The organism is Alteromonas sp. WD8-37 (genome assembly GCF_055326825.1).
Genome location: NZ_JBUZOV010000001.1, coordinates 461,392 through 488,366, shown reverse-complemented (window position 1 = coordinate 488,366; position 26,975 = coordinate 461,392). Strand labels below are relative to the sequence as shown.

27 protein-coding genes and 1 tRNA gene are annotated in these 26,975 nt (G+C 52.5%); 19 read left to right on the top strand and 9 right to left on the bottom strand.

All coding sequences use genetic code 11. The features are described from left to right. The first annotated feature begins 162 nt into the window (after positions 1–162). The 3 genes from ACTUJZ_RS02290 to ACTUJZ_RS02280 are packed head-to-tail and all read left to right on the top strand — an operon-like array spanning position 163 to position 2,129. The gene (locus ACTUJZ_RS02290) at positions 163–606 is read left to right on the top strand and encodes a hemerythrin domain-containing protein (protein WP_463634641.1); all 444 of its coding nucleotides are present in this window, start codon (positions 163–165) and stop codon (positions 604–606) included. A 29-nt stretch (positions 607–635) separates the two neighbouring features. Beyond that, positions 636–809, top strand: a complete 174-nt coding sequence (locus ACTUJZ_RS02285; protein WP_463634640.1) for a DUF1328 domain-containing protein — start codon at positions 636–638, stop codon at positions 807–809. Continuing rightward, entirely contained in the window at positions 810–2,129 is a 1,320-nt protein-coding gene (locus ACTUJZ_RS02280) for a DUF2254 domain-containing protein (protein WP_463634639.1), read from the top strand. It begins immediately after the preceding gene. 179 nt (positions 2,130–2,308) lie between these two features. Here the strand turns inward: ACTUJZ_RS02280 and ACTUJZ_RS02275 are convergent, their stop codons facing one another. From ACTUJZ_RS02275 to ftsH, 7 genes are all read right to left on the bottom strand, one after another. Further along, entirely contained in the window at positions 2,309–2,467 is a 159-nt protein-coding gene (locus ACTUJZ_RS02275; protein ID WP_463634638.1) for a YqaE/Pmp3 family membrane protein, read from the bottom strand. A 250-nt stretch (positions 2,468–2,717) separates the two neighbouring features. Further along, positions 2,718–2,802: transfer RNA gene (locus tag ACTUJZ_RS02270), tRNA-Leu, on the bottom strand. Between the two features lie 7 nt (positions 2,803–2,809). Continuing rightward, positions 2,810–3,166, bottom strand: coding sequence for a preprotein translocase subunit SecG (secG, locus tag ACTUJZ_RS02265; RefSeq protein ID WP_463634637.1), 357 nt, complete (start codon positions 3,164–3,166; stop codon positions 2,810–2,812). A 10-nt stretch (positions 3,167–3,176) separates the two neighbouring features. Then, positions 3,177–3,917: a triose-phosphate isomerase gene (gene tpiA / locus ACTUJZ_RS02260; protein ID WP_463634636.1), complete on the bottom strand. Its 741-nt coding sequence runs from the start codon at positions 3,915–3,917 to the stop codon at positions 3,177–3,179. A gap of 96 nt (positions 3,918–4,013) precedes the next feature. Beyond that, on the bottom strand, positions 4,014–5,360 hold the full coding sequence (glmM, locus tag ACTUJZ_RS02255) for a phosphoglucosamine mutase (RefSeq protein ID WP_463634635.1): 1,347 nt from the start codon (positions 5,358–5,360) through the stop codon (positions 4,014–4,016). 1 nt (position 5,361) lies between these two features. After that, positions 5,362–6,201 (bottom strand): dihydropteroate synthase, encoded by an 840-nt coding sequence (gene folP, locus ACTUJZ_RS02250; protein WP_463634634.1) that lies wholly within the window; start codon positions 6,199–6,201, stop codon positions 5,362–5,364. Positions 6,202–6,300: 99 nt separating this feature from the next. Further along, a complete protein-coding gene (gene ftsH, locus ACTUJZ_RS02245; protein WP_463634633.1) occupies positions 6,301–8,250 on the bottom strand; it encodes an ATP-dependent zinc metalloprotease FtsH in 1,950 nt (649 codons plus the stop codon). 520 nt (positions 8,251–8,770) lie between these two features. On the opposite strand from ftsH, the gene yhbY reads away from it, so the two are divergent. Both yhbY and ACTUJZ_RS02235 read left to right on the top strand, forming a co-directional pair. Then, entirely contained in the window at positions 8,771–9,064 is a 294-nt protein-coding gene (gene yhbY / locus ACTUJZ_RS02240) for a ribosome assembly RNA-binding protein YhbY (protein ID WP_463634632.1), read from the top strand. A 96-nt stretch (positions 9,065–9,160) separates the two neighbouring features. Beyond that, complete coding sequence (locus ACTUJZ_RS02235; RefSeq protein ID WP_463634631.1) at positions 9,161–9,937, top strand: SDR family oxidoreductase; 777 nt, start codon at positions 9,161–9,163, stop codon at positions 9,935–9,937. A gap of 92 nt (positions 9,938–10,029) precedes the next feature. Here the strand turns inward: ACTUJZ_RS02235 and ACTUJZ_RS02230 are convergent, their stop codons facing one another. Continuing rightward, positions 10,030–12,423, bottom strand: a complete 2,394-nt coding sequence (locus ACTUJZ_RS02230; RefSeq protein WP_463634630.1) for a Lon protease family protein — start codon at positions 12,421–12,423, stop codon at positions 10,030–10,032. Positions 12,424–12,568: 145 nt separating this feature from the next. On the opposite strand from ACTUJZ_RS02230, the gene ACTUJZ_RS02225 reads away from it, so the two are divergent. The 14 genes from ACTUJZ_RS02225 (at position 12,569) to lipA (ending at position 26,210) form a co-directional block, all read left to right on the top strand. Next, positions 12,569–13,096, top strand: coding sequence for an SRPBCC family protein (locus ACTUJZ_RS02225; RefSeq protein WP_463634629.1), 528 nt, complete (start codon positions 12,569–12,571; stop codon positions 13,094–13,096). Between the two features lie 120 nt (positions 13,097–13,216). Next, positions 13,217–15,820 (top strand): leucine--tRNA ligase, encoded by a 2,604-nt coding sequence (gene leuS, locus ACTUJZ_RS02220; protein WP_463634628.1) that lies wholly within the window; start codon positions 13,217–13,219, stop codon positions 15,818–15,820. Next, complete coding sequence (locus ACTUJZ_RS02215; protein WP_463634627.1) at positions 15,820–16,326, top strand: LPS-assembly lipoprotein LptE; 507 nt, start codon at positions 15,820–15,822, stop codon at positions 16,324–16,326. Before leuS ends, ACTUJZ_RS02215 begins: the two co-directional genes overlap by 1 nt. A gap of 3 nt (positions 16,327–16,329) precedes the next feature. Then, positions 16,330–17,352, top strand: a complete 1,023-nt coding sequence (gene holA, locus ACTUJZ_RS02210) for a DNA polymerase III subunit delta (RefSeq protein WP_463634626.1) — start codon at positions 16,330–16,332, stop codon at positions 17,350–17,352. Then, positions 17,352–18,002, top strand: a complete 651-nt coding sequence (nadD, locus tag ACTUJZ_RS02205) for a nicotinate-nucleotide adenylyltransferase (RefSeq protein ID WP_463634625.1) — start codon at positions 17,352–17,354, stop codon at positions 18,000–18,002. Before holA ends, nadD begins: the two co-directional genes overlap by 1 nt. After that, entirely contained in the window at positions 17,995–18,345 is a 351-nt protein-coding gene (rsfS, locus tag ACTUJZ_RS02200) for a ribosome silencing factor (RefSeq protein WP_463634624.1), read from the top strand. The genes nadD and rsfS overlap by 8 nt, the downstream gene beginning before the upstream one ends. Before the next feature lie 72 nt (positions 18,346–18,417). After that, the gene (gene rlmH, locus ACTUJZ_RS02195; protein ID WP_463634623.1) at positions 18,418–18,888 is read left to right on the top strand and encodes a 23S rRNA (pseudouridine(1915)-N(3))-methyltransferase RlmH; all 471 of its coding nucleotides are present in this window, start codon (positions 18,418–18,420) and stop codon (positions 18,886–18,888) included. 6 nt (positions 18,889–18,894) lie between these two features. Then, a complete protein-coding gene (gene mrdA, locus ACTUJZ_RS02190) occupies positions 18,895–20,814 on the top strand; it encodes a penicillin-binding protein 2 (RefSeq protein WP_463634622.1) in 1,920 nt (639 codons plus the stop codon). Further along, positions 20,811–21,932: a rod shape-determining protein RodA gene (gene rodA, locus ACTUJZ_RS02185; RefSeq protein ID WP_463634621.1), complete on the top strand. Its 1,122-nt coding sequence runs from the start codon at positions 20,811–20,813 to the stop codon at positions 21,930–21,932. Before mrdA ends, rodA begins: the two co-directional genes overlap by 4 nt. After that, positions 21,929–22,876, top strand: coding sequence for a septal ring lytic transglycosylase RlpA family protein (locus tag ACTUJZ_RS02180; protein WP_463634620.1), 948 nt, complete (start codon positions 21,929–21,931; stop codon positions 22,874–22,876). Before rodA ends, ACTUJZ_RS02180 begins: the two co-directional genes overlap by 4 nt. A gap of 175 nt (positions 22,877–23,051) precedes the next feature. Continuing rightward, a complete protein-coding gene (locus ACTUJZ_RS02175; protein ID WP_463634619.1) occupies positions 23,052–24,245 on the top strand; it encodes a serine hydrolase in 1,194 nt (397 codons plus the stop codon). Positions 24,246–24,334: 89 nt separating this feature from the next. Then, positions 24,335–24,598, top strand: coding sequence for a DUF493 family protein YbeD (ybeD, locus tag ACTUJZ_RS02170; protein WP_463634618.1), 264 nt, complete (start codon positions 24,335–24,337; stop codon positions 24,596–24,598). A gap of 72 nt (positions 24,599–24,670) precedes the next feature. Next, positions 24,671–25,255 (top strand): lipoyl(octanoyl) transferase LipB, encoded by a 585-nt coding sequence (gene lipB / locus ACTUJZ_RS02165; RefSeq protein WP_463635226.1) that lies wholly within the window; start codon positions 24,671–24,673, stop codon positions 25,253–25,255. Next, positions 25,248–26,210: a lipoyl synthase gene (gene lipA / locus ACTUJZ_RS02160; RefSeq protein ID WP_463634617.1), complete on the top strand. Its 963-nt coding sequence runs from the start codon at positions 25,248–25,250 to the stop codon at positions 26,208–26,210. The genes lipB and lipA overlap by 8 nt, the downstream gene beginning before the upstream one ends. A 78-nt stretch (positions 26,211–26,288) precedes the next feature. Here lipA and ACTUJZ_RS02155 read toward each other — a convergent pair whose 3' ends face one another. Continuing rightward, positions 26,289–26,924: a response regulator transcription factor gene (locus ACTUJZ_RS02155; protein ID WP_463634616.1), complete on the bottom strand. Its 636-nt coding sequence runs from the start codon at positions 26,922–26,924 to the stop codon at positions 26,289–26,291. Between the last annotated feature and the right edge of the window lie 51 nt (positions 26,925–26,975).

Here is a 26,975-nt window from a genome sequence, read left to right as displayed (position 1 = left end):
GCCCGCTTTTGTGTAAGAACTTCTTAGTTGCTTGCGCCGTTCTGCTCCGCAGAATGGCGTTTTATTTCATAACCTACTGAAAAATCCGCTTTTTTATCGACCCTGCGTGATTGGAATAAATCTAGCATTTTAGTCTTTATGTAATCCAGACAGGAGCAGGTAATGAAAATTTTTGAAGAGCTGCGTGAAGATCATGATAAGCAACGCGACTTACTTAAAATCCTTGCCGAGACCAGTGGCGACACCCCCGCCCGGCGCGAATATTTTGACCAGCTTAAAGAGCAACTGGAAAGTCACGCAGTCGCTGAAGAACGTTATTTTTACTCCAAGTTGATGGAATCTGACCGTACTATCGAGATGTCCCGACATGGCATCGCAGAACATCACGAAATTGATGAGCTCATTGAAACACTGGAAGAAACCGATATGAGCTCACCGGCCTGGCTAAACCACCTTAAGAGTCTGCAAGAAAAAGTAGAGCATCATCTTGCAGATGAAGAACAAGAGTTTTTTCAGGTCGCCGGCAAGGTTCTTGACGAATCTGCCAAAACCACACTCGCCGGTGAATACCGGCAGGAAATGGAAAATGAGCTAGCCAAACACTAAGGCTGGAAAACAACAGTGAGGAGAATGTCATGTTAAAATGGGCACTGATATTTTTAATTATCGCAGTAATTGCCGCAATCTTTGGTTTTGGCGGTGCGGCCGGTACAGCCACCACCATCGCGCAATTTTTATTCTATGGATTTGTTATTCTGCTGGTGATCTCATTGATCGCCTCGGTCGTTCGCGGAGGTACACGAAAATAGATGCATGCCAGGCATCGGTTTCCCGAATTAACGTTTCGGGCTCGCACCTGGTGGGAAGGAGTAACAACCAGCTACTGGTTTATTCCGGTGTGTATGATTGTTGCTTCTGCCCTCCTGTGCTTTTTATGCTTATGGCTGGTTAAACGCCCTTCTCTACCGGGTCCGCTGCTGCAATTTGTTCCGTTAGTGACTCAAGGCGGCGCGCAACAAATTCTGGCGACCATCGCCACGTCCATTATCACTGCCACCAGTATTGCTTTTTCCATGACCATCGTTGCGCTGACCATGGCCTCGTCGCAATTCGGCCCTCGTTTGTTGCGCACATTTATGCTGGATAAAGGCACCCAATTGGTACTGGGCTTGTTGGTTTCCACTTTTATTTTTTGCCTGATCGCACTGCACCATCTAAGCAGCATTAGTGAAAACAAAGACGCATTGTCATTACTCAGTGCTATTTCTGCCCTGCTGGCCACGGCTGACATTTTTGCCATCATCTTTTTTATCCATCATATCGGTCGCTTTATCCAGGCCGACGAGGTGATCTATCGTTGTTATATGGACTTGATGAATAATATTGATCAGCTTCTGCCGCGCCCGGAAAGTAACCCCCGCGAACAACCGGTACCTGAGGCCTTGCTGGAGCCTTCACACTATCAAATCGAGGTGCCCCTGCGCACGAGTGGGTATGTGCAGTCGATTAATTATACAAAGTTACTTAGTGCTGAATTCGACGGTCTGGAAGGCTTTGAAGTACGCGCACGTTCCGGGGACCACGTGTTTCCCCATGCCACGGTGCTTATAGTTCATTCCCGTTACAACCGGCCTCCGGAATTCTATGCTTCTTTATTAGACTGGTTCATTCTGGGCAATCGCCGCACCCCGGTACAAGACCCCGAGTTTGCCATTGGCCAGATGGTAGAGCTGGCCTTACGGGCGCTCTCTCCAGGCATCAATGATCCAGTCACTGCGATTTCCTGTCTGGACCGCTTGACGGCGAGTTGCCTGCACATGGCGAACCGGGAATTTCCCGCTCCCTGTGTGGTGAATAAAAATAACGAAGTGTGGTTGAAGCGTCGAACCTTTACCCTAAGCGGCGTGATTGATACCGCCTTTAATCAAATTCGTCAGGCTGGCCGCACCCACGTGGACATCGCACTGCACATTTTGCAGTGCCTCCATACCCTGTACAAACATCTGCCTGAGTCCTTTCACGCGCTGCTTAAAGAGCATGCAACCTCAACCTATGTGATGATTTTAGACAGCCCCATTAGCGAACAAGATAAGCACACTGTCAGCCAGGCATTTGTGCCGTTCAAATGATCAAAAGATAGCCTGGGGTTGATGACGGGCTAGCGCGGGAAAACAATGTTGATGAAGAGCGGGTTTAGCCCGCACTGAGTATGCAGCCGCTAACGGCAGAAAAGCAACAAATGAAGGCGAACAGGTCGCGGGCTGTTCCCGGTATGAAAGTCATCCGGGAAAGCAGCCTGCGGCGCGATTTAGCGCGTGGCGATAATGTACACTGCATGAATGATACCGGGGATATAACCCAGCAGCGTGAGCACGACATTAATCCAGAACTGTACACCGATGCCCACCTGTAAAAACACACCCAGCGGAGGCAGAAGTATTGAGAGTAAAATTCGAAGAATATCCATGTTGCGGTCCTCTTGCGTTATTGGCTTAAATGGTATTGATGCAATATTATTTAAGTCTGTTGCAAGGTTTCTGCCACAACATAACTTCGCATGAGTCTGTGCACCGTTATTTTTGAACTTTAAATTCAGTGAGTTACAAAACTTGAATTAGCAAATGCCAGGCTAATGAGAAAAAACCTGCCTGCTATTGGTTAAATTGCTGTAAGAATTACAGACACAAAAAAACCGGCCAACAGGCCGGTTTTCAATTTGGTGCGGAAAGCGGGACTTGAACCCGCACGACCGAAGTCACCACCCCCTCAAGATGGCGTGTCTACCAATTCCACCACTTCCGCGAATTTATTAATCTGGGGTATCCGAACCAGAACCGTTATCACCGGCTGGAATATCATCTTCCTGAGTGGCAGCTGGCACCTGTTGTTCCACTGGTGCTTCTAAGTTGTTCCACTCAGAACCGGCTTGTTCCCGGTTAGCACTCAGATTACCCAGCACCAGTGATACCAGGAAAAACAAAGTGGCCAAAATCGCCGTGGTACGGGTCATGAAATTGCCCGAGCCGGAGGAACCAAACACGGTATTAGAACCACCGGCACCAAAAGAGGCACCCATGTCTGCTCCCTTACCCTGCTGGATAAGAATGAATCCAACCAGCACCAGCGCTACTACCAGGTATGCTACCAAAAGCACTTCGTATACCATAACTTCCTCGTCAAATTGCCGCTTGGCAAATTGCTATAAAATCATCAACTTTCAGGCTGGCCCCACCAATCAGGCCACCGTCAATATCGGGCTGGGCAAACAACGCTTCTGCATTGTCAGCCTTTACACTACCGCCATATAAAATACGCACTTTTTGCGCCATTTCAGCATCGTGTTCGGCCAGGTAACCGCGAATAAAGCGGTGTACATCCTGCGCCTGCTCCGGGCTGGCGGTCTCGCCGGTGCCTATGGCCCAGATAGGTTCATATGCTATTACGCACTGGGCTACCTGGGCGGCACTTAATTCACCGAACAACGCGCCTAACTGGCTGCCAACAAACTTATTTTGCTCGCCCTGCTGACGCACTGATAAGGCTTCACCCACACAAAAAATGGGTGTCAGGCCTGCAGCCAATACCCGCGCTACTTTCTGCGCCACCAACACATTAGTTTCTTTGTGATCCTGGCGACGTTCAGAGTGACCGATAATCACATAGCGGGCACCCAGCTCTTTCAGCATTGCCACCGACGTATCACCGGTATGTGCACCATTTTCCAGATGACTGGCATCCTGGCCACCCAGCGCAAAGGATTGTGCATTGAACATAGTCAAATAGCCTGTTGGTGGGCATACCACCACATCTACCTGATCAAACGCCTGTTGGTTGAGCTTATTGGTCATCTGCTCGACCAACGTTCGGTCGCCGTTCATCTTCCAATTGCCGGCTACCATCGGGGTTCTTGTATTCATATGCTTAGACCTTACCCTGTCTTAAAAGCGGGCGTGATAGTACCGACTCCCGCCCGATTATACAAGTATAAATATCAATTAACTAACGCAATTCAATTAATTGGCCACTTCACGCACAACGTCGGCAATCTTTTCTGCCCACTGCTTGGCGTCGCTATCATTTTGCGCTTCTACCATGACACGGATCAGGGGTTCAGTGCCACTTTTTCTTAACAATACCCGGCCGGTATCCCCCAACGCTTGCTCGGCGGTTTGTTTGGCATCCAGCACTTGGGCGGAGTCGATAGGATTATCGGCTCCCGGGGTGTAGCGCACATTAATCAGTTGCTGCGGATACTTTTCAAATCCTTTGCTTAAATCATGCAGGTTCATGTTAGCACGCAGCATGGAGGTCAGAACCTGTAAACCGGCCACGATCCCATCGCCGGTGGAGGCCAGGTTGAGATTCAACACATGCCCGGAGCTTTCGCCGCCAATGGCCCAGCCTTTTTGCTGCAATAATTCCATCACATAGCGATCGCCCACCTTACTGCGGGCAAACGGAATGCCCAGCTTGGTCAGCGCATTTTCCAGCCCCAGATTGGTCATCAGGGTACCCACCACGCCGCCGCCATTGAGACGGCCGCATTTTAAAGCGTCTCGGGCCACGATATACAAGATCTGGTCGCCATCTAAAATGTTGCCTTTGTGGTCCACCATCATGATGCGGTCGCCATCACCGTCTAAGGCAAAACCCAGATCAGCCTGATGCTCGAGCACTGCATTGCGGGTGGCCTGCATCGAGGTGGCCCCCACTTTATCATTGATGTTCAACCCGTCAGGATCGGTGCCCAGCTCAATGACTTCAGCGCCCAGTTCAGATAATACATTGGGTGCAATGTGATAGGTTGCACCGTGGGCACAATCCACCACAATCTTTAGTCCACTCAAAGACAGATCTGACGGGAAAGTGCCTTTACAAAATTCGATGTAGCGGCCGGCAGCATCAGTGACCCGCATGGCTTTACCCAGCTTGTTAGAAGCGACACACTCCATCGGCTGGTCCATCATTTTTTCAATGGCAATTTCAATATCATCGTCGAGCTTAAACCCGTCAGCCGAGAAAAATTTGATGCCGTTGTCATAATAAGGATTATGTGAGGCGCTAATCACGATACCGGCTTCTGAGCGGAAGGTGCGGGTCAGATAGGCAATGGCTGGCGTGGGCATCGGGCCCAATAACCCAATGTTAATGCCGGCGGCCGACAGCCCGGCTTCCAATGCGGATTCAAGCATATAGCCGGAGATGCGGGTATCTTTACCAATTAATACTTTATTGGTGCCGCGACCAGCCAGAACCTTACCGGCAGCCCAGCCCAGCTTAGTGACAAATTCCGGGTTAATCGGGTTTTCGCCCACCTTGCCGCGGATCCCATCGGTTCCGAAATATTTGCGTTCTGCCATTTTATACTTCTCCTTGAGCATTGTGTTCGTGGAACGCCTGTACAATCCGCACCACGTCCACTGTCTGTTCTACATCGTGCACGCGAATGATTTTCGCGCCCGCGTGTGCCGCCAGGGTAGCCAGCGCTAGACTGCCCGCCAAACGCTGCGACACATGATTATTAAGTACCTGCCCCACCATGGACTTGCGGGACATGCCCACCAATAACGGCAGGCCATCGGCCATCAACTTTTTAAGCCCGGCCAAAAGCTGGTAATTATGCGCCAGGGTTTTGCCAAAGCCAAATCCGGGGTCCAGAATGATCTGCTCACGCCCGATACCCGCTGCTTCGCAGGTGTCCACGCGCTGCGCCAGGTACTGACGTACTTCAGCCACCACATCGGTATATTGGGGCGCCTGCTGCATCGAGGCCGGCTGCCCCTGCATATGCATCAGGCAGACCGGCACCTGGCATTCGGCTGCGGTTTCCAGTGCGCCCGGTAGGGTCAGGGCGCGCACATCGTTAATTAGACCGGCGCCGGCAGCCACACTCTGGCGCATCACCTCAGGCTTACTGGTATCCACTGAAATAATAGTATCAAAACGGGCAGCCAGGGCTTCTACCACCGGCATCACGCGGTTCAGTTCTTCATCTACACTGACCGGTGGCGCGCCTGGCCGAGTCGATTCACCACCCACATCAATAAAACACGCACCAGCCTGCAGCATGGCTGCAGCCTGATCGATGGCATCCTGGAGTTGGTGATGACGACCGCCGTCAGAAAAAGAGTCTGGGGTGACATTGAGGATCCCCATCACCCGCGGCTTGGTCAATGCAAGTGTGTGCTGATTAAACTTCATAACATCATTATTATTAACTGCAAATAACATACTGCATACACCGCTGGGCGGATCGACGCAGATACAAAAAACGCCAGCAAAGCTGGCGTTTTGTTGGTGTTAGCCGGGTAAATCGCCGGGCTTACCCACAGACGGTTTGTCGACCCCGTCATCGGTGATTTCCCCTTCCCGGGCGGGCTTGCCGCCGCTGGGCTTATCGCCGTCTCTTGGGTTGTGATCATCCCAATCAGCCGGTGCACGCACATCGCGGCGAGCCATCAGATCATCAATCTGTTTGGCATCAATGGTTTCATACTTCATCAACGCATCTTTCATGGTATGCAGGATGTCAGTATTGTCTTCCAAAATTTTCTTCGCACGATCATAGTTGCTGTCGATAATTGCCTTGATTTCGGCATCGATAGCACGTGCCGTATCATCTGACATGCTTGACGCCTTCGACATCGACTTGCCTAGGAACACTTCCCCTTCATCTTCGGCATACAACATAGGTCCCATTTTAGAAGACAGACCCCACTGGGTTACCATCTTACGGGCAATTTCAGTCGCCCGCTCAATATCATTAGACGCCCCTGTGGTTACCTTGTCATCACCGTAGATGATTTGTTCAGCAATCCGGCCACCAAACAGGCTCGAAATCATGCTCTCAAGATGCTGCTTGGAGTGACTCACGCGATCTTTTTCAGGCAGATACATGGTGACACCCAACGCACGGCCACGTGGAATAATCGATACCTTGTACACAGGGTCGTGCTCTGGCACCAGTCGACCGACAATGGCGTGACCTGCTTCGTGATAGGCAGTCATGGCTTTTTCGTCTTCCGACATTACCATCGACTTACGTTCTGCGCCCATCATGATCTTATCTTTAGCTTTATCGAACTCTTCCATCGACACCAAACGCTTGTTAGCACGTGCGGCAAACAAGGCTGCTTCGTTGACCAGGTTGGCCAAATCGGCACCCGAGAAACCAGGCGTACCACGGGCAATCACCGCCGCATCCACATTATCCGCCACCGGCACTTTACGCGCATGCACCTTGATAATTTGCTCACGACCACGAATATCTGGCAGGCCTACTACCACCTGGCGGTCAAAACGTCCGGGACGCAGTAACGCTGGATCAAGTACGTCAGGACGGTTGGTGGCAGCAATCACGATGATACCTTCATGACCTTCAAAGCCATCCATTTCCACCAGCATCTGGTTCAGGGTTTGCTCACGCTCATCATGACCACCGCCTAAGCCGGCGCCACGCTGGCGACCCACTGCATCGATCTCATCGATGAAGATGATACACGGAGCGGATTTTTTTGCCTGTTCGAACATGTCACGAACCCGTGAGGCACCCACACCCACAAACATTTCGACAAAGTCAGAGCCCGAAATAGTGAAAAACGGCACCTTGGCTTCGCCAGCAATAGCTTTGGCCAGCAATGTTTTACCGGTTCCCGGCGGGCCAACCATCAGCACACCGGTGGGGATCTTACCGCCCAGTTTCTGGAACTTAGAAGGGTCGCGTAAGAAATCTACCAGCTCAGATACATCTTCTTTGGCTTCGTCGCAACCGGCCACGTCGGCAAAGGTGGTTTTCACCTGGTCTTCACCCAGCAGGCGGGCCTTGCTCTTACCAAACGACATCGCACCGCGGCCACCGCCACCCTGCATTTGTCGCATGAAGAAGATCCACACCGCAATCAACAGCAGCATTGGGAACCAGGAGATAAAGATCGATGTTAAAATCGACGGTTCTTCAGTAGGTTCGCCATAAATGCGAATGTCTTTAGACGCCAGATCAGAGATCAGCTTATCGTCATAATATGGAATATAGGTAACAAAGGTTTCACCCGACCGCTTGGTACCACGAATCTCACGCGATTCGCTGTCAATGCGGACTTCCCGAATGTTGCCCTGGTTTGCTTCTTTCAAAAAGGTTGTGTAATCCGTCTGTGCTCGTGTCGATTCACTCGGAGAAAAACTCTGAAAAACCGACATCAAAACCACAGCGATGACTAACCATAAAATTAAATTTTTTGCCATATCGCTCAATGCTACTAACCTCTAAAAAAAACCGGTGCAGATTTTACCTAAACAGCCGCCTGGTAACCCAGTGAAACTGCCTGCTGCAGATCCGGACGAAAATCGTTCCTTATCTCGCTATCTGTAAGACTACTATACTTTATAGCCACTAGCCACCAGATAGGCCCCCGCGAACGCCCCCATCCTACTGACAGGGTTTCGGGTGTTAACCACAGTGCCAAACCGACACCATGTCCTGAACGTTGTATTAAGCAGTGCTATTACCGGTAACATGCACCTCACACCGCCTGAAATTAAGAATTTTGCTCGATGCGGAATAACACATTAACTACGAGAGTTTTAACTATTCTGTTCAACCTGCACATCAATCAGTGCAGCCAGCTAAAATTTTGCCTGAAATCAGCCCTTGATGTCATTCACAGCCGCTTTTTTCGCACTGACGCACATTGTGATTGGGAATGTGGTCAAGATGGCGTTAGAATACGGCTTTTCAAGTTATAACCGCTAATTAATTAAAGAAATCCACATAATGAAACTTTCCAATAAACAAAAACAGTTCCTAAAGGGACTGGCTCATTCTTTAAAACCCGTAGTACAGCTTGGCGGTAATGGCCTGACTGAAGGCGTGGTTGCAGAAATCGACAATGCGCTAAGCCATCACGAATTAATTAAAGTTAAGATCCCCACCGATGATCGCGAAGAAAAATCTTTGATTGTTGACGCGATTGTGCGTGAAACTGACGCGATAAAGGTTCAGGTTATTGGCCACATGCTGGTGTTATACCGTCCTACCGAAGAACGTAAAATTCAGTTGCCAAAATAATTGGCTCAAATCTGTTAACAGGCTGTAGCAGCGTAGTTATTTTTTGTGTAACACAGTAGTATTCCTATTCACATTTAGCGAAATGGAATACACCATATGCAATTAGACAGTATCACTGCTTTGGTCACCGGCGGCTGTTCCGGTTTGGGGCACGCCACCGCGGTAGCCTTGCGCAATGCCGGCGCCAATGTCGCATTGCTGGACATTAACGAAGAAGTGGGCGCACAGCGGGTTGAAGAGCTTGGCGCTGACCACAGTGCGTTTTATAAAGTGGATGTGCGCGATGCCAGTCAGGTGCAAACGGCCATCGAGCAAATTCAGCAACGCTTTGGCGGCCTTCAGTTGTGCGTTAATTGCGCTGGCGTGGCACCGGCCGGCCGCACGCTGGATAAAGAAGGCCAGGCTGCCCCGCTGGATAAATTTCAACACACCATCGATATCAATCTGGTAGGCACCTTTAATGTGGCGCGACTCGCCGCTCAGGCCATGGCCACCCAGGCACTGTTAAACGATGACGGTGAACGCGGGCTGATTGTAAACACAGCCTCCATTGCCGGCTACGAAGGTCAGATTGGCCAGACTGCCTATGCTGCCAGTAAAGGCGGCATCATTGCGCTGACCCTGCCCATGGCCAGAGATTTGGCCCCACTGGGCATTCGGGTCAATACCATTGCACCTGGGGTGATGGGCACTCCGTTGTTGCTGGCCATGCCGGAAAAAGTCCAGGATGCACTTTCAGCCAATGTGCCCTTCCCCAAGCGTCTGGGTCTGCCGGAAGAGTTTGCTGGTTTGGTGACACATATGGCGGCTAACAGTTATTTAAATGGCGAAACCGTGCGCTTAGACGGTGGTCTGCGTATGCCGCCTAAGTGATTCAACGTGTGTTAAATGATCAAAAGCCCGGCACTTGCCGGGCTTTTTTGTGGGCTCATTTTTTATGAGCTAAGAATTGAGCGGGTTACCGCTTATTCGTCGGCGCCGCTGACAATCAGCGAGATAGTATACAGGCGGTTTACGGCCAGGTAGTTGATCGACTGTTTAGGGTAGCGCCCTTTGCTGTTGATCAGCCCGGCCTCGCGCTGCATCAGTAACGCCAGCGCATCGTCCACGGTTTTAACCGGATAGATATGAAACTGACCACGCTGTACAGCATCGATCACTACCTTATCCAGCACCAGGTTAACCTGGTTAGAATAGGGAATGATCACGCCCTGGTCACCGGTCAGGCCGCGGTGCTGGCACAGATCAAAAAAGCCTTCGATTTTTTCATTTACGCCACCTACTGCCTGCACTTCGCCGTATTGGTTAATAGAGCCGGTTACCGCCAGACTTTGCAGCGCCGGTATTTCCGTAAGCGCAGAAATCAGTGCGACCAGTTCACCCAGCGATGCACTGTCGCCGTCGATGTGACCGTAAGATTGTTCCAACGCGATGTTAGCCGACAAGGTCAGCGGAAAATGCTGCGCATATTTGTTACCCAGATAGCCGGTTAACAGCATCACCCCTTTGGAGTGGATCGGCTGGCCCAGCTCCACCTCTCGCTCAATATCCACCACGCCATTGGCCCCGGCATACACGGTAGAGGTGATACGCGCCGGCGTACCAAACACCGTATCGCCAATTTCCAGCACGGTCAGGCCATTGACCTTACCTACCGCCTGGCCGCTGGTTTCAATCAGCACATGGCCTTCTTTGATATCGTCCAATAAGGTTTGACTGGCCCGGCCGGTGCGCCGTTTTTTGGCCTGCAGGGCAACCTCAATATGCCTTGCGGCCAGGGTTTGCGCATCAGCCTGGCGGCAAAAATAAATGGCTTCATTAACCAGCTCCAGCACATCAGCCACATGCGCCGACAACTTACTTTGGTGTTCGGCCATGCGCAACGAATGCTGCACCAAACGGACCATGGCATCCGCCTCGATCCCCGCCAGCCCCTGCTCCAGCGCATGCTGATGTACCCGGCCGATAAAGTTGTATAACGCCTGGGGCTGCATCGGGATTTCTAAATCAAAGTCCACCAGTACCCGAAACAGCTCGTCAAATTCATCATCGTAATCCTGCAAGGTGTAATACAGATCCCGCGAGCCTAATAAGATGACTTTGACATCCAGCGGCATGGGTTGCGGATCCGGCATCATGGCATTGACCAGGCCAACTTCCTGCTGGGGCAACGCCATTTTTAAGCGCTCGGATTTAATAGCCAGTTTAAGGGTGTCCCACACATAGGGCTGATCAATTAGCTGGTCCACATCCAGTAGCAGATAGCCGCCGTTGGCCCGATGCAGCGCACCGGGACGGATCATCCGATAGTCCGTGTACACACTGCCTTGGATATTGTTGTATTCAATGCGGCCATACAGATTCTGGTAGCTGGGATTAGGCTCATACACAATGGGCGCACTGGCATCAAACTGGTGGCTGACCAGCACATTGGGCAGATACAGCTCTTCTAAATACGCACGCTGCTCGCTGTCATCTTCTTTGTCTTCTTTTTGTTCATCCAGCCAGATAGAGACCACCGTATCGGGCAAATGATCGCGCAGCTGGCGCAGGTATTTCACAATACCCAAATGATCGGCATAGTCATGTAACAAGGCTTTCACCAGCGGTTTTACGCCGGCCTGGGCGGTATCCCGGTTAAGCTGACGTAATTTTTCGGCATTTTCTCGCCGCCAAACCGGCAAGCTGATCAGGCTTTCGCTTAAGCGGTTTTCCAGCTCATCCACCAGTGCAAAATAAGCATCACGCTGATCATCCGGCCACTGGCTAAACTGCGCCTCGGTGATGACCTCGCTGGCCTCGGTGGGGGCAAATGAAATACTGCCCTGATTTTCCTGCATCGCCACATGGTTGGCATTGGCAAAGCGCTCCACACTGGCAATGGCCCGATCGTAGCGCTGTTCATACTCGCGACTGATGGCTGCTTTTTTACGCTGATAACCGGGGTTATCAAAGGCCGCCGGGAACGTCGCCACCACATCGTCCACCAGCCGCTGCATGGCTTTATGGAACAAGCCGGCCTGGCCAGCCGGCAGGCGCAGTAACAGCGGCTCGCGCTCATCTTCCAAATTGGCCACATAACACCAGTCAGCCGGTGCACTGAGCCGCGCGGCTTCACGTTCCAGATAATGCTTAACCAGTGAAAAGCGCCCGGTAGCCGGCTCGCCCATGACATACAGATTATATCCACTGGCCTGAATGCCTAAGCCAAATTCCAGGGCTTCTTTGGCGCGCTCCTGACCGATAAAAGTGGCATGTAGAGCGCTCGGATCTTTTAAGGTAGTGGCGATAAATTGCTCGTCTAACGCCGGGGCAAGCTGGTCATAGGAAAGCCGGTGCAAATCTGCTGCGCTGGTCATGTATGTGCGTGTCTCTTTTTATTGATGTGGTTCTCAGAGCCAATGGTTCGGCCAAACTGTCTTTCATAAACAGTCGCGCACGAACATTGTGCAGGGCACTAAACCCATATAGGCTTAAGTATCGCAATCTTTAAGGGATAAGGCTATGAAAGCCACTGATTTTCTTTTTGCTGCGCTGTTGGGAAGCGCAGTGGTAGCAGCCCCGGCACAGGCCGAAGTGCAGGCGGCCTCGGCCCATGGTTTTGTGATCAGCAATGACGCTTCTACCCGCTTGCCGGTCGACCGGGTCTGGCGCGCGCTGACCCAGGATGTGGACCTGTGGTGGCCTAAAGATCACAGTTGGTGGCGTGGCACTTTTTCCATTGATGCGCGGGCCGGCGGCTGTTTTTGTGAAGTTAAACACAATAAAAGCGCCCAGCATATGCAGGTGGTGTTGGTGGAGCCGGGCAAAAAACTGATCATGACCGGCGGGCTGGGCCCACTGCAGGCCATGGGCGTCAATGGCGCGCTAACCTGGCAACTAACCAAACAAGGAAGCGGCACCACTGTCACCGTAAGCTATCGCGTGCACGGGTTTAACCCCGACGGCTTTGAGCAGCTGGCCCCGGTGGTCGACACCGTACAGGCCGCGCAACTTAGTCGTCTGGTAGCGTATGTGAACCAGGCCAACTGAGCAAACATTGCCCAGCAGCGCCAGAAAAACCGGCTGGCCTATTGTGGCTGGCCTTACCGCTGGGGTATTCTATACGGCTAAGTGTATTTACCAATTATTCAACGCGGAAGCCCGATTTTCATGGCCGAAAAACAGTATACCCCGAAAGAGATTGAGCAGCAGGTTCAGCAATACTGGCAAGATAACCAGTCTTTTAAAGCAACTGAAAACCCCGACCAGGAAAAATTTTACTGTCTGTCGATGTTCCCCTACCCCAGCGGCAGACTGCACATGGGCCATGTGCGTAACTATACCATCGGCGATGTGATCAGCCGTTTTCAGCGCATGCAGGGCAAAAATGTGCTGCAGCCCATGGGCTGGGATGCCTTTGGTCTGCCAGCGGAAAATGCCGCGATCAATAACAAGACCGCCCCTGCCAAATGGACCTACGCCAATATTGAATATATGAAAGGCCAGCTGGGTTCACTGGGCTTTGGCTATGACTGGGACCGCGAAGTAGCTACCTGTAAAGCTGATTATTACCGCTGGGAGCAATGGTTTTTCACCCGTCTGTATGAAAAAGGCCTGGTGTATAAGAAAAACGCCACAGTAAACTGGGACCCGGTAGACCAGACTGTTTTGGCTAACGAGCAGGTGGTGGATGGCCGCGGCTGGCGCTCAGGCGCAGTGGTAGAGCAAAAAGAAATTCCTCAGTGGTTTATTAAAATCACCGACTATGCCGAAGAATTGCTGCAAGATCTAGAACAGCTGGAGCAATGGCCGGAACAGGTACGTGCGATGCAGGCCAACTGGATTGGCCGCTCTGAAGGGGTGGAACTGACCTTTGATTTGCAACAGCCGGTCAATGAGCTGCAGCAACTGGATGTGTATACCACCCGCCCGGATACTGTGTTTGGTGTGACCTATGTGGGTATTGCTGCCCAGCATCCGCTGGCCGAGTATGCCGCGGCTGGCAATCCTGAGCTGGCCCGCTTTATCGAAGAATGTAAAAACACCAAGGTGGCCGAAGCCGAGCTGGCCACCATGGAGAAAAAAGGCTGTGCCACTGGCCTGTATGCAGTGCACCCACTGACTGGCCAGCCAGTCCCTATCTGGGTAGCCAATTTTGTGCTGATGGATTATGGCTCCGGTGCGGTGATGGCCGTGCCTGGCCACGACCAACGTGACTGGGAATTTGCCACCAAATACGATTTACCCATTAAACAGGTGATCACGCCGGCCGCCGACAGTGAAGAGACCTGTGACTTAACCCAGGCCGCCTTTACCAGCCCGGGCACCCTGATTGAGTCGGGCGAGTTTAACGGCCTGGCGTTTGACGATGCCTTTAACCAGATTGCCGACAAACTGGAGAGTCTGGGCCACGGTAAACGCAAGGTGAATTATCGCCTGCGCGACTGGGGGGTTAGCCGCCAGCGCTACTGGGGCACGCCTATTCCCATGCTCAATCTGGAAAATGGCGAATCGGTGCCGGTTCCGGCCGATGAACTGCCCGTCCGCTTGCCTGAAGATGTAGAAATGGACGGCACCACCTCGCCTATTAAAGCTGATCCCGAGTGGGCTAAAACCACCTACCAGGGTCAGCCCGCGCTGCGTGAAACCGATACCTTCGACACCTTTATGGAATCTTCCTGGTACTATGCCCGCTACAGCTGCGCGCAAAATCAGGACGCCATGCTGGACCCGGCTCAGGCCAATTACTGGCTGCCAGTCGACCAGTATGTGGGTGGTATCGAGCACGCCATCCTGCATTTATTATATTCACGCTTTTTCCATAAATTGTTGCGTGATGAAGGCCTGGTTGATTCTGATGAGCCATTCAAGCGTCTACTGTGTCAGGGCATGGTGCTGGCCGACTCGTATTACACAGAAGATGCCCAGGGCAAAAAAACCTGGCACGCGCCGTCTGCAGTAACCACTGAAAAAGACGACAAAGGCCGGATTATCAAAGCCTGGCTGACCGAGTCGGGCGAGCCGGTGATCCACGGCGGCATGACCAAGATGTCCAAGTCGAAAAACAACGGCATCGATCCGCAGCATGTTATCGACCAGTACGGCGCCGATACCGTGCGCTTATTTACTATGTTCGCCGCGCCACCAGAACAAACCCTGGAGTGGGTAGACTCAGGCGTGGAAGGCGCCCACCGCTTCTTGCGCCGCATCTGGAAACTGGTTCAGGATCATCTGGCAGGTCCGGCTGCCCCGGCGCTGGATGTGGCCGCATTATCCAAAGCGCAAAAAGATTTACGCCGCGAAGTGCACCGCACCATCGATAAGGTGACTGACGATGTGGGCCGCCGCCAAACCTTCAATACCGCGGTGGCTGCGGTGATGGAACTACTTAACCATCTGCAAAAAGCGCCGCAGGAAGACGGTCAGGATGTGGCGGTCATGCGCGAGGCCATCGAAGCCGTGCTGCAGCTGTTAAACCCCATCACCCCGCATATCTGCCATACCTTGTGGCAGCAGCTGGGCCACACGACTGCCATTGAATTGTCGGGCTGGCCAGTGGCTGACCAGGCAGCGCTGGTAGAAGATGAAAAACTGATCATTGTGCAGGTCAATGGCAAACTGCGGGCAAAAATCACGGTCAGTGCGTCAGCTTCCAAAGACGAAGTAGAAGAAGTAGCCAAAGCTCAGCCCAATGTCGCCCAGTTCACTGAAGGCAAAACCATCCGTAAGGTGATTGTGGTGCCCGGTAAGCTGGTTAATATCGTGGCTAACTGATGCGCAGACTGAGTCAGTTTTTGATATTGCTGGTTGCCCTGGGGCAACTGGCCGGCTGCGGTTTTCATCTGCGCGGCGCACAAACCTTGCCGCCGCAGGTAGACCAGGTGGCGCTAAGCGCCATCGCGCCGCATTCACTGCTGGTGCGGGAACTGGATGATCGATTATCCACCTATCAGATACCGCATACCCGCGAAGCAAATCCAGATCCCGAGTCCACCGTGCTGATCCGGCTGCAGCCGGAGGTGCTGGAACGCCGTCTACTGTCGGTGTTTTCCACCGGCCAGGTGGCCGAGTATGAGCTTATCTTAGGTGTACGCTATACTGTGGCCTTCCCGGGCCATGAGCCGCTGCAAAGTTATTTTGAGATTGTCCGCGATTATCAGGATGATCCTGACAAGGTACTGGCCAAGTCCCGCGAGCTGGAGCTGGTGGTTAGTGAAATGCGTAAAGAAGCCGCTGACCGGATCATTCGCCGGCTGTCGCTACAGGCCAGTGAGCTGTAACCGGTGCAGGTCTTCCCTAACCGTTTTTCCCAGGAGCTGCGCAACGGCTTAAAGTCGTGTTATATGCTGTTTGGGGATGAGCCACAGCAAAAATTTGCCATGTTACAGGCAGTGCGTGATTATGCCCGCCAGGCAGGTTTTGATGAGCGCACAGTACTGACCGCCGATGGCGAGTTTGGCTGGCATCAGTTAATTGAAGCCACCCAGGCTATGTCGCTGTTTGCCTCGGCGCAGCTGATTGAGCTGGAACTGCCTTCCGGCAAGCCGGGCACAGAAGGCGCCAAGGTGCTGCAAGAGGTAGCCGCCACCTTAGGTCAGGATGTACTGCTCATCATCCACGGCCCGCGTATCGGCAAAGATGTGCAAAAAACCAAATGGTTTAAGGCCTTAGATGCTGTTGGCGTGTTTGCCATCGCCTATCCGCTGGAAGGCAAGGCGCTCAATGACTGGCTGCGCCAGACTTTACAGCAGCATCAGTTGCAGGCAGACAATGAGGTGGTGAGCTTGCTGGCTGACTACACCGAAGGCAATATGCTGGCTGCACATCAAGAAATTGAAAAACTCAGCCTGTTGTTTGCCGGCCAATCTGTGACCCGCGAACAAGTCAGCCAGGTGGTGGTGGACCAATCTCGTTTTACGGTGTTTCAACTGGTGGATGTGATGCTGGCGGGCGATCAAACCCGTACAGTCAAAATGTTGTATCGGCTGGAAAGTGAAGGCATCGAACCGGCCATTGTACTGTGGGCACTGGCCCGGGAATGGCAGACGTTGTGGAAGTTGCATCAGCAACTGCAACAGCGCCAGCCCATCGCGTGGCAAAAACACGGCATCTGGCGTAATCGTCAGGCAGCTTATCAAGCTGCACTAAATCGTTTATCCACCGCCCAGCTGGCTCAGATCCGTGACAGCCTGCGCGATGCCGATGTAGCCTTTAAGCAGCATCAGGTGGCCCGTCCTTATATCAAGCTTTGTCATCTGGTGATGCTGTTTTTAGGGGTGCAGCTGGCGCTGCCACTGGGGGCCTGATGCAGCCGGCTCCACGATGTCTGCTGGGTGGCACCTTCAATCCGCCCCATTTAGGCCATGTGCGCTGTGCATTAGAGGTGGCCAGCGAGATCGGTGTTGACCGTGTCCATCTGATGCCGTGCCGTTTGCCGCCGCACAAAGATACCGGCGGTATTGCGGAACAACATCGGGTCAACATGGTCAAACTGGCCACGCAGGATGAACCCGCACTGGCGCCCGAGTGGGTCGAGTTGTCGCTTCCCGAGCCGTCTTATACGGTCAAAACATTGCGCCATCTTCGCCAGCAGCAGGCCCGGCAGCCATTGATTTTTGTCATGGGCGAAGATTCCTGGGTCAGCCTGACCAGCTGGCACGAATGGCCGGCACTATTGGAACTGGCCAACCTGGTGGTGATGCGCCGTGATACCGGAGCACAAAAAATCCCGGCGGAGCTTGATAAGTTGGCCGCAGACCATAGAATAGGCGACCCGACACAACTGCACCGGCAAACCGCCGGCGCGTTATACTTTGCCCGTACCCGATTACAACCAGTGTCTTCCACCCGTTTACGCGCTGCGCTGGCCGAGCCTGTGCATGATAACGATTGGCTGAATACCTGGCTGCAACCATCTGTACTAAACTATATTAGAGAGAATAGACTGTATGTCTGAAGCTGTTGCCTCACGAGGAGACCTTTTGGAGAGAAACAAACTTAAGCAATTTGTGGTTGATAAAATTGATGACATGAAGGGCCGCGACATCATTGAGCTGGATGTGCAGGGCAAATCAAGCGTCACCGATACCATGATCATCTGTTCCGGCAATTCCAAACGTCATGTAATGGCCATCGCCGATAATCTGCAGGTAGAAGCCAAACATGCCGGCCATGCTCCGTTGAGTGTCGAAGGAAAAGAAAACGGTGAATGGGTGCTGGTAGATCTAGGGGATGTTATTGTCCATGTGATGCAGGACGAAACCCGTGATTTTTATCAGTTGGAAAAACTCTGGGCGTAACCCGGGAGAGCCGTACCGGTAGCGCCAATGGACTGCCGGTCATATGTAAGCCATAACGATGTAGGTAAGGGTGTGCGAATTCAGATTGTGGCGGTAGGCACCAAGATGCCGGCCTGGGTAACAACTGGTGTGGACGAATTTATTCGCCGCTTTCCGGCCGATATGCCAGTGTATTTTACCGAAATTGCTGCCGGCAAGCGGGGCAAGAATGCCGATATTAAGCGGATCCTACACAAAGAAGGCGAAGCGACGTTAGAGGTAATTCCCAAAGGTAACCGGGTGGTGACACTGGAAGTGACCGGCAAACCCTGGGACACTCCAGCGCTTGCCAGCCAGCTGAATGCCTGGAAAATGGACGGACGCGATGTCAGCTTGCTGATTGGCGGCCCGGAAGGCCTGGCTCCACAATGTCAGGCGCTAGCCGAACAGCGCTGGTCACTGTCACCGCTCACCCTGCCCCATCCATTGGTCCGCATCATTGTGGCCGAAAGCCTGTACCGGGCCTGGTCGGTCACCCAAAACCACCCCTACCACCGGGAATAATCACTGATGGCCCGCAAACGCCAGCACATCCGCGACCATAGCGCTGAGGCAAATTTATTTGCCCGCCGCTGTTTGATTGCCTTATTGATTGCGGTGGCAATGCTGGGTGTGGTGGTCAGTAACCTGTATTCCTTGCAGGTGACCCAACATGAGGATTATCAGACCCGCTCCAACGGCAACCGTATCAAGATATTGCCGGTGGCGCCCAACCGCGGCCTGATTTATGACCGTAACGGGATCTTACTGGCCGAAAACCGGCCGGTATTCAGTCTTGAACTCATTCCTGAACAAATTGATGATGTCGAAGCCACCGTGGCCAAGCTAGCCGGTATATTAGATATCAGCACCGAAGACCAGGAAGACTTTTTTGCCACCCTCAAAGGCCAACGCCGTTTTAAACCGGTGGCGCTCAAAACCCAGCTGACCGAAACCGAGGTGGCGCTGTTTTCGTCCCATCAGCACCGTTTTAAAGGGGTGTCCATCGAAGCGCGGCTATCCCGGCATTATCCGTATGGCGACACCCTTACCCACTTGCTCGGCTATGTAGCCAAAATTAACAAAACAGATCTGCAAAAAATCATCGAAGCCGGCCAGGAAGCCAACTATGCCGCCACCCATGATATCGGTAAACTGGGTATCGAAAAATATCATGAAGATGTGTTGCATGGCGAGGTGGGTTACCAGCAGGTAGAGGTCAATAGTCAGGGCCGTATCATTCGCACCCTGGATGTGGACCCACCGGTTCCCGGGCGCGACATCGTGCTCAATATTGACTTGAAACTGCAGCAGGCAGTGCAAGCCACCCTACAAGACCAGCGTGGCACCGTTGTGGTTACCGACCCGGCCTCCGGCGGGGTACTGGCGATGTATTCCAACCCCAGCTATGACCCTAATCTGTTTGTGCATGGCATCAGCCGGGCCAATTATGCAGCGCTGCTCAATTCACCAGACCGGCCGCTGATTAACCGCGCCACCCAGGGCCAGTATCCGCCCGCCTCCACCATCAAGCCGCACCTTGCGCTGTTAGGTCTGGACTCGGATACCATCGATAAAAATTACACTATCCGTGACACTGGCCGCTTCCGCTTACCTAATGTGTCTCACGTATGGCGTGACTGGAAACGCTGGGGCCACGGTAAGGTGGATGTAACCAAAGCCATCGAAGTATCCTGTGACACTTATTATTATGACCTGGCTTATCAGCTGGGCATTGATAAAATCAGCAGTGCCATGAGTGAATTTGGCTTTGGCGATTACACCGGTATCGATTTATACGAAGAATCTGACGGCAATATGCCCAGCCGAGGCTGGAAACGGGCGCGGTTCAATCAGCCCTGGTACATTGGCGACACCATCCCGGTGGGCATTGGCCAAAGTTTCTGGACCACCACGCCCATTCAGCTGAACCAGTCCATTAATACTCTGATCAACCACGGCACCCGCTATGTGCCGCAGATCATGCAGGGCTTTATGCAGGATGACGGTCAGGTACAAACCGAGCCGCCTAAAACCCTGCGCCCCTATTTAGTGCAGGAAGAAAAAAACTGGGACATTGTGCTGGATGCCATGTGGCAGGTGGTCAACGGCGAAGAAGGCACAGCCCGCAATGCCTTTAAAGACACTGCCTATGTATCGGCAGGCAAAACCGGTACCGCCCAATTATTTTCTATCGGCCAGAATGAATCTTATGAAGAGGACGAAGTTGCCGAGCACCTACGCGATAACGCCATGTATGTGGGCTTTGCGCCTTATGAGGATCCGCAGATTTCAGTCACCGTGGTGATTGAAAATGCCGGTGGCGGTAGCTCCAATGCCGCGCCGGTGGCTCGTCAGGTGATGGATTATTATTTTGAACACAGCGCCGCGCCGGAAGACCAGCCGGCCGGCGAGCTGGCCAACCATCAAGCCGCAGGGGCCACGCCGTGAAGCAAAAAAAGACTACCCTTAACCCGAACAAAGTAAGCCTGCTGGCGCGCTTTCACATCGATGTGATTTTGGTGGTGGGCCTGCTGACCCTGATGGGCGTGGGCCTGGTCACCCTGTACAGTGCCTCTGGCCAGGATATGGCCCAACTCGAGCGTCAGTTTACCCGCCTCGCGGTGGGCCTGTGTGTGATGCTGGTGATGGCACAGGTGCCGCCCATGGCTTACCGGCGTTTATCGCCCTATGCCTATGCCGCCGGATTACTGATGTTGGTGGCGGTATTATTATTCGGTGATATGGGTAAAGGCGCCCAGCGCTGGCTGGATTTAAAATTTATCCGTTTTCAGCCCTCAGAACTGATGAAGCTGGCGGTGCCTATGATGGTGGCCTGGTACATCAGCAAATTTACCCTGCCCACCAAAACCTACCAGGTAGTCACCGGGTTTGTGCTGGTTGTGGTGCCCACCATTCTCATCGCCAAACAACCGGATTTAGGCACCTCGCTGCTGATTGCCAGTTCAGGCATTTTTGCCATCTTTTTGGCCGGCATGAGCTGGCGCTTAATTGGCATTGTGGCTGGCCTGGGCGGGGCCTTTTTGCCTGTGATGTGGTTTTTCTTGATGAAAGAATACCAAAAGCAACGTGTGATCACTTTTTTAAACCCGGAAAGCGACCCGCTAGGCGCCGGCTATCATATTATTCAGTCAAAAATTGCCATTGGCTCGGGCGGTGTGCAAGGAAAAGGCTGGCTGCAGGGCACTCAGTCGCAGCTGGAATTTTTGCCGGAGCGCCACACCGACTTTATCTTTTCTGTGTTCAGTGAAGAATTTGGCCTGTTAGGTGTGATTGGCCTGCTGGCGATCTATATATTTATTATTTGCCGCGGGCTGATCATTGCCACCCGCGCGCAGGATGCCTACAGCAAATTGCTGGCCGGCAGTATCACCCTGACCTTTTTTGTCTATGTGTTTGTAAACATGGGCATGGTGTCAGGTTTATTGCCCGTTGTGGGCGTGCCCTTACCGCTAGTCAGTTATGGCGGCACATCCATGGTGACATTGATGGCCGGATTTGGCATTCTGATGGGCATAGGAACTCAAAAACGATTTTTGTCACGATGATAAAGGCTGCTTTTCGTTTTCTGCTTATCGGCTGTGTGGTAGTACTTGCTGCCTGTCAGTCGCCAGGAAGATACGCACAACACCAGGATTCTGCCCCCACTTTTGAACATGCGCCCCCGGATATGCGCGATGCCGAACCGCGCTATGAACCGTATCGGGCCTTCAACTCGCGCCCCTATGAAGTGCTGGGCAAACAGTATTATCCCATCGAAACTGGTAAAGGCTTTGTACAGGAAGGCTATGCCTCCTGGTACGGGCAAAAGTTTCATGGCCACCTGACTTCCAATGGCGAAACCTACAATATGTTTGCCATGACCGCGGCGCACAAAACTCTGCCGCTGCCCAGCTACGTCAAAGTCACCAACCTGGCCAATAACCAAACCGCCATTGTGCGGGTCAATGATCGCGGCCCGTTTCATGACAATCGGGTGATTGATTTATCTTATGCTGCAGCGCAAAAACTTGGCTATGCCCAACATGGCACTGCCAAAGTCAAACTGGAAGTTATCTATGTGGATGAGCAGAACAATGTCACTGTGGGCAATCAGCCGCCGGTACCCTACGCCCAGTATGCCGGGATCGTGCCTGCCCCTGCCCAGCGCCAGGCCAGCTCACAAAGCGGCACTTTGACAGTCACAGCAGCACGCCGGCTTTCATTCGAAGAAGATACCCCTAAGGCTGAAGCCCGCCCGGCCAGAGCCCCAGGGCCATCGCCGGACGGGGTGTTTATCCAGGTGGCAGCAGTGTCGGATCAAAAGCGCGCCCAGTCGCTGTCCAGTGTGTTATCGACGCTATACCAGGTGCCCGCCGAAATTCCGTTTATCGACAATATTTATAAATTGCGTTTAGGCCCGTTGCGCGATCGGTTTAAAGTACAAATGCTGCTGGACGATCTGAAAAACAACGGCTACCCCAACGCCTACACCGTGAGCGATGCGCTGTAGGCTGAAACTCGAAACGTGGCCGCAATATGGCTATAACCGGGCTGTCAGGGGGAAATATGCAATTTGCCGGTAAATACAGTAAACTTTTGGGCCAGAAGCTAGTCCTACCGCAGGGCTTGCGTTAGAATTGCCCGCAAGACCCAGTTAGCAACATCAACACGGTATCAAATCAATCATGCATAATAATAGTCAACGCGCTAACCAGTCGGCCTGTGTCCGTTTTTTCTCATTTTTACTTATCAGCCTTAGCCTGGTGTGTGCCACTGCCCAGGCGGCAGTAGTGACTCCGCCGGCGCCCGATGTGGCGGCCGAAGGGTTTGTTCTGATGGATTATGATACCGGCCATGTCATTGCCGAGCAAAATGCCGACATGCAGCTGGCACCAGCCAGTCTGACCAAGATGATGACCACCTATGTGGTGGGCAAAGAATTGGAAGCCGGTAATATCAGCCTGGACGACGAAGTCACCATTTCTGAAAATGCCTGGGCAAAAAAATTCCCGGACTCTTCCAAAATGTTTATCGAAGTAGGCACCCAGGTGAAGGTCGCCGATCTGCTGCGCGGTATCATCATCCAGTCTGGGAATGATGCCTGTGTGGCCATTGCCGAGCATGTAGCCGGCTCAGAAAGTGCGTTTGCCAGTATGATGAATGCCCATGCCCAGTCATTGGGCATGACCTCGTCACATTTTGTCAACAGCCACGGCCTGCATGACCCTGACCACTACACCTCGCCCCGCGATATGGCTATTTTGTCACAAGCCCTGGTGGGTGAATCGCCTACCATCTACGACATGTACAGCGAAAAAGAATTCAGCTACAACGGCATCAAGCAGTACAACCGTAACAGTCTGCTGTGGGACAAAAGCCTGAACGTGGATGGCATTAAAACAGGGCATACCTCAGATGCCGGCTACAGCCTGATCACCTCGGCCAAACAAGGCGATATGCGTCTGATTTCAGTGGTAATGGGTACCGATTCTGAGCGCGCCCGTAAAGTCGAAAACAAGAAGCTATTACGGTATGGCTTCCGTTTTTATGAAACCGTGACCCCATACAAAGCCGGCGAAAGCTTTGTGGCTCACCGCATCTACATGGGTGACCGGGAAACGGTTGACCTGGGCATCAACCAGGCTACTCCAATTACCATCCCACGGGGTCAGGCGGATAATCTGGAAGCCAACTTCGAACTGGACAAAAAACTGGAAGCGCCGCTGGATAAAGGCCAGGTTGTAGGTACTTTGTATATCCAGCTGGAAGGCAAAGATGTGGCTCAGTATCCGCTGGTGACCTTACAGGAAGTTAATCAGGGCGGATTGTTCGACCGCATCTGGGATTGGGCCATGTTGCAGGTGGGCTGGGAAGAGTAAGCCCGCCTAAAACACAACAAAACCTAGTTTACCTGCGGCCAGATTTGTTACAATCTGGCCGTTTTTAGTTTTGCAGTAAAGGATATCTTATGGATACCCGTTTTGATGAGTTACTGGATTTCCCCACCTACCAGACGTTTAAGGTGATGGGTGTGGCAGATGATGATCTGCCCAATCAGGTCGTGGCCTGTTTACAAGAGCACGCGCCAGGCGACTATACCCCCACGGTAAAACCCAGTAGCAAGGGCAATTATCATTCGGTGTCGGTCAGCGTTAAAGTGACCAGTAAAGAGCATATGGAAACCATTTACACCGAATTGGCCAAGATTGAACTGGTCAGGGTTGTATTATAAGTGACTAGCCACACACCTGAGCTGGTAGTACGCCAGTTAGGCCGCCAGGCATATACGCCGGTATGGCAAAAGATGCAGGCGTTTACCGATACCCGGGATGGCGACGCTGCCGATGAAATCTGGCTGGTGGAGCACGATGCGGTATTTACCCAGGGCCAGGCCGGCAAAGCCGAGCACATTTTGATGGCCGGGGATATCCCGGTGGTCAATGTGGATCGCGGCGGTCAGGTAACCTACCACGGGCCGGGTCAGCAGGTGATTTATCTGCTGCTGGACATCAAGCGCCGTAAACTGGGTGTGCGTCATCTAGTCACCGCCATGGAAAATGCGGTGGTAGCGCTATTAGCCGATTATCATATCAAGGCCTATGCCAAAAAAGATGCGCCTGGCGTGTATGTGGATGAGCAAAAGGTCTGCTCGCTGGGCCTGCGTATTCGCCGCGGGTGTTCGTTTCACGGGCTGGCATTAAATGTTGCGATGGACTTAAGCCCGTTTAGTCGCATTAATCCGTGTGGCTATGCCGGCATGCAAATGGTGGATTGTGCCACCCTGGGCGGCCCGGGCTCGCTTGAAGATTGCGGCCCTGCCCTCATAAATAAATTACTGGATGAGCTCGACATTCAGCAAACAGAGTATAAAGAAGGTTTTGATGAGTAATGCACGTCCTAAAGCCGGGGTAAAACTCCGCGACGATGAAAAAGTCAAACACATTCCGGTCACCGTGATCCCCACGGAAAAAGAAGAAATGCTGCGCAAGCCGGAGTGGATCAAGATCAAACTGCCGCGCACCACAGAGCGCATCGATCACATTAAGCAAACCCTGCGCAAAAATAAACTGCACTCGGTGTGTGAAGAAGCCAGCTGCCCCAATCTGGCAGAATGCTTTAACCATGGTACCGCCACCTTTATGATTTTGGGTGACATTTGTACCCGCCGCTGCCCGTTTTGCGATGTGGGCCATGGTAAACCGCTGCCACCGAGCGCTGAAGAGCCATTAAAATTGGCCACTACCATCGCTGAGATGGGCTTAAAATATGTGGTGATCACGTCGGTGGACCGCGATGATTTACGTGATGGCGGCGCCCAGCATTTTGTCGATTGTATCAATGCCATTCGAGAGCACAGCCCTCAAACCACCATTGAAGTGCTGGTACCAGATTTTCGTGGCCGGATGGACCGGGCGCTGGAAATCTTCAAAAACGGGGTCCCGGATGTGTTCAACCACAATCTGGAAACCATTCCACGCTTGTACCGCGAGTGTCGTCCGGGCGCCAACTATCAGTGGTCACTGGACCTGCTGAAAAAATTCAAAGAGCAGCACCCAGAGATCCCCACCAAGTCAGGCTTGATGATGGGCATGGGTGAAGATGCCGAAGAAATCAAAGGAGTCTTACAAGACTTACGTGACCATGGTGTGAATATGCTTACCCTTGGCCAGTATCTGCAGCCTAGCCGCCACCACTACCCGGTTAAACGTTATGTGCACCCGACTGAGTTTGATATGTTAGGTGATTATGCTCGAGATATCGGCTTTAGTCAGGCTGCCTGTGGCCCGATGGTTCGCTCCAGCTACCATGCCGACCAGCAAGCCGCCGGTAAAGAAGTCAAATAATCTGCCAGGTTTGCCCTGTCTAAGCATTAGAAACAAAAAGCCCCGCATTAAAGCGGGGCTTTTTTTATCGCTAATGCGCTACGACAACTGTAGTTTGTCCATCAGTAACACCGCCTGGGTGCGGGTGTTGATTTCCAGTTTGCGCAATATGGCACTGATGTGAGCCTTGATAGTGGCTTCAGTGACATTCATCTCATGAGCAATTTGTTTGTTCATCAGGCCGGCACGTAAAAATGACAACACCTGAATTTGCTTGGGCGTCAGTTCGCGAAAGCGCTGCAGCAGCTGCGCCAAATCTTCATTCACCGCTGCCAAATCATGTTGCATGGCTTCAGGCACCCAGCTCTGACCTTCCTGCACAGCCATGAGGGCATCAGCAATCTCGCGGGTGGGTGTTGATTTGGGAATAAACGCATTGGCGCCCAGGCTCATCACCTGTGCCACCACTTCGATGCCTTCACTGGCTGAAATCACCGCTACCGGCATGTCCGGGTAGGCTTCTTTGAGAGTAATCAGGCCGTTAAAGTACTCGGCACCAGGCATGGTCAAATCAAGCAGGACCAGGCAAATATCGCGCTGGCTATCCAGAGCCATCATCATGGATTCAAGCGAGTCGGCTTCCAGTATTTCTGCCTCAGCAAAATATGGGGTCAACGCACTGCGCAATGCCTCACGAAACAACGGATGATCGTCGGCCACTAAAATCTGCGTCATAGTTGAGCTCTACTATCGTTATACGGTTTTTGTTTATTACACTTTAGACTA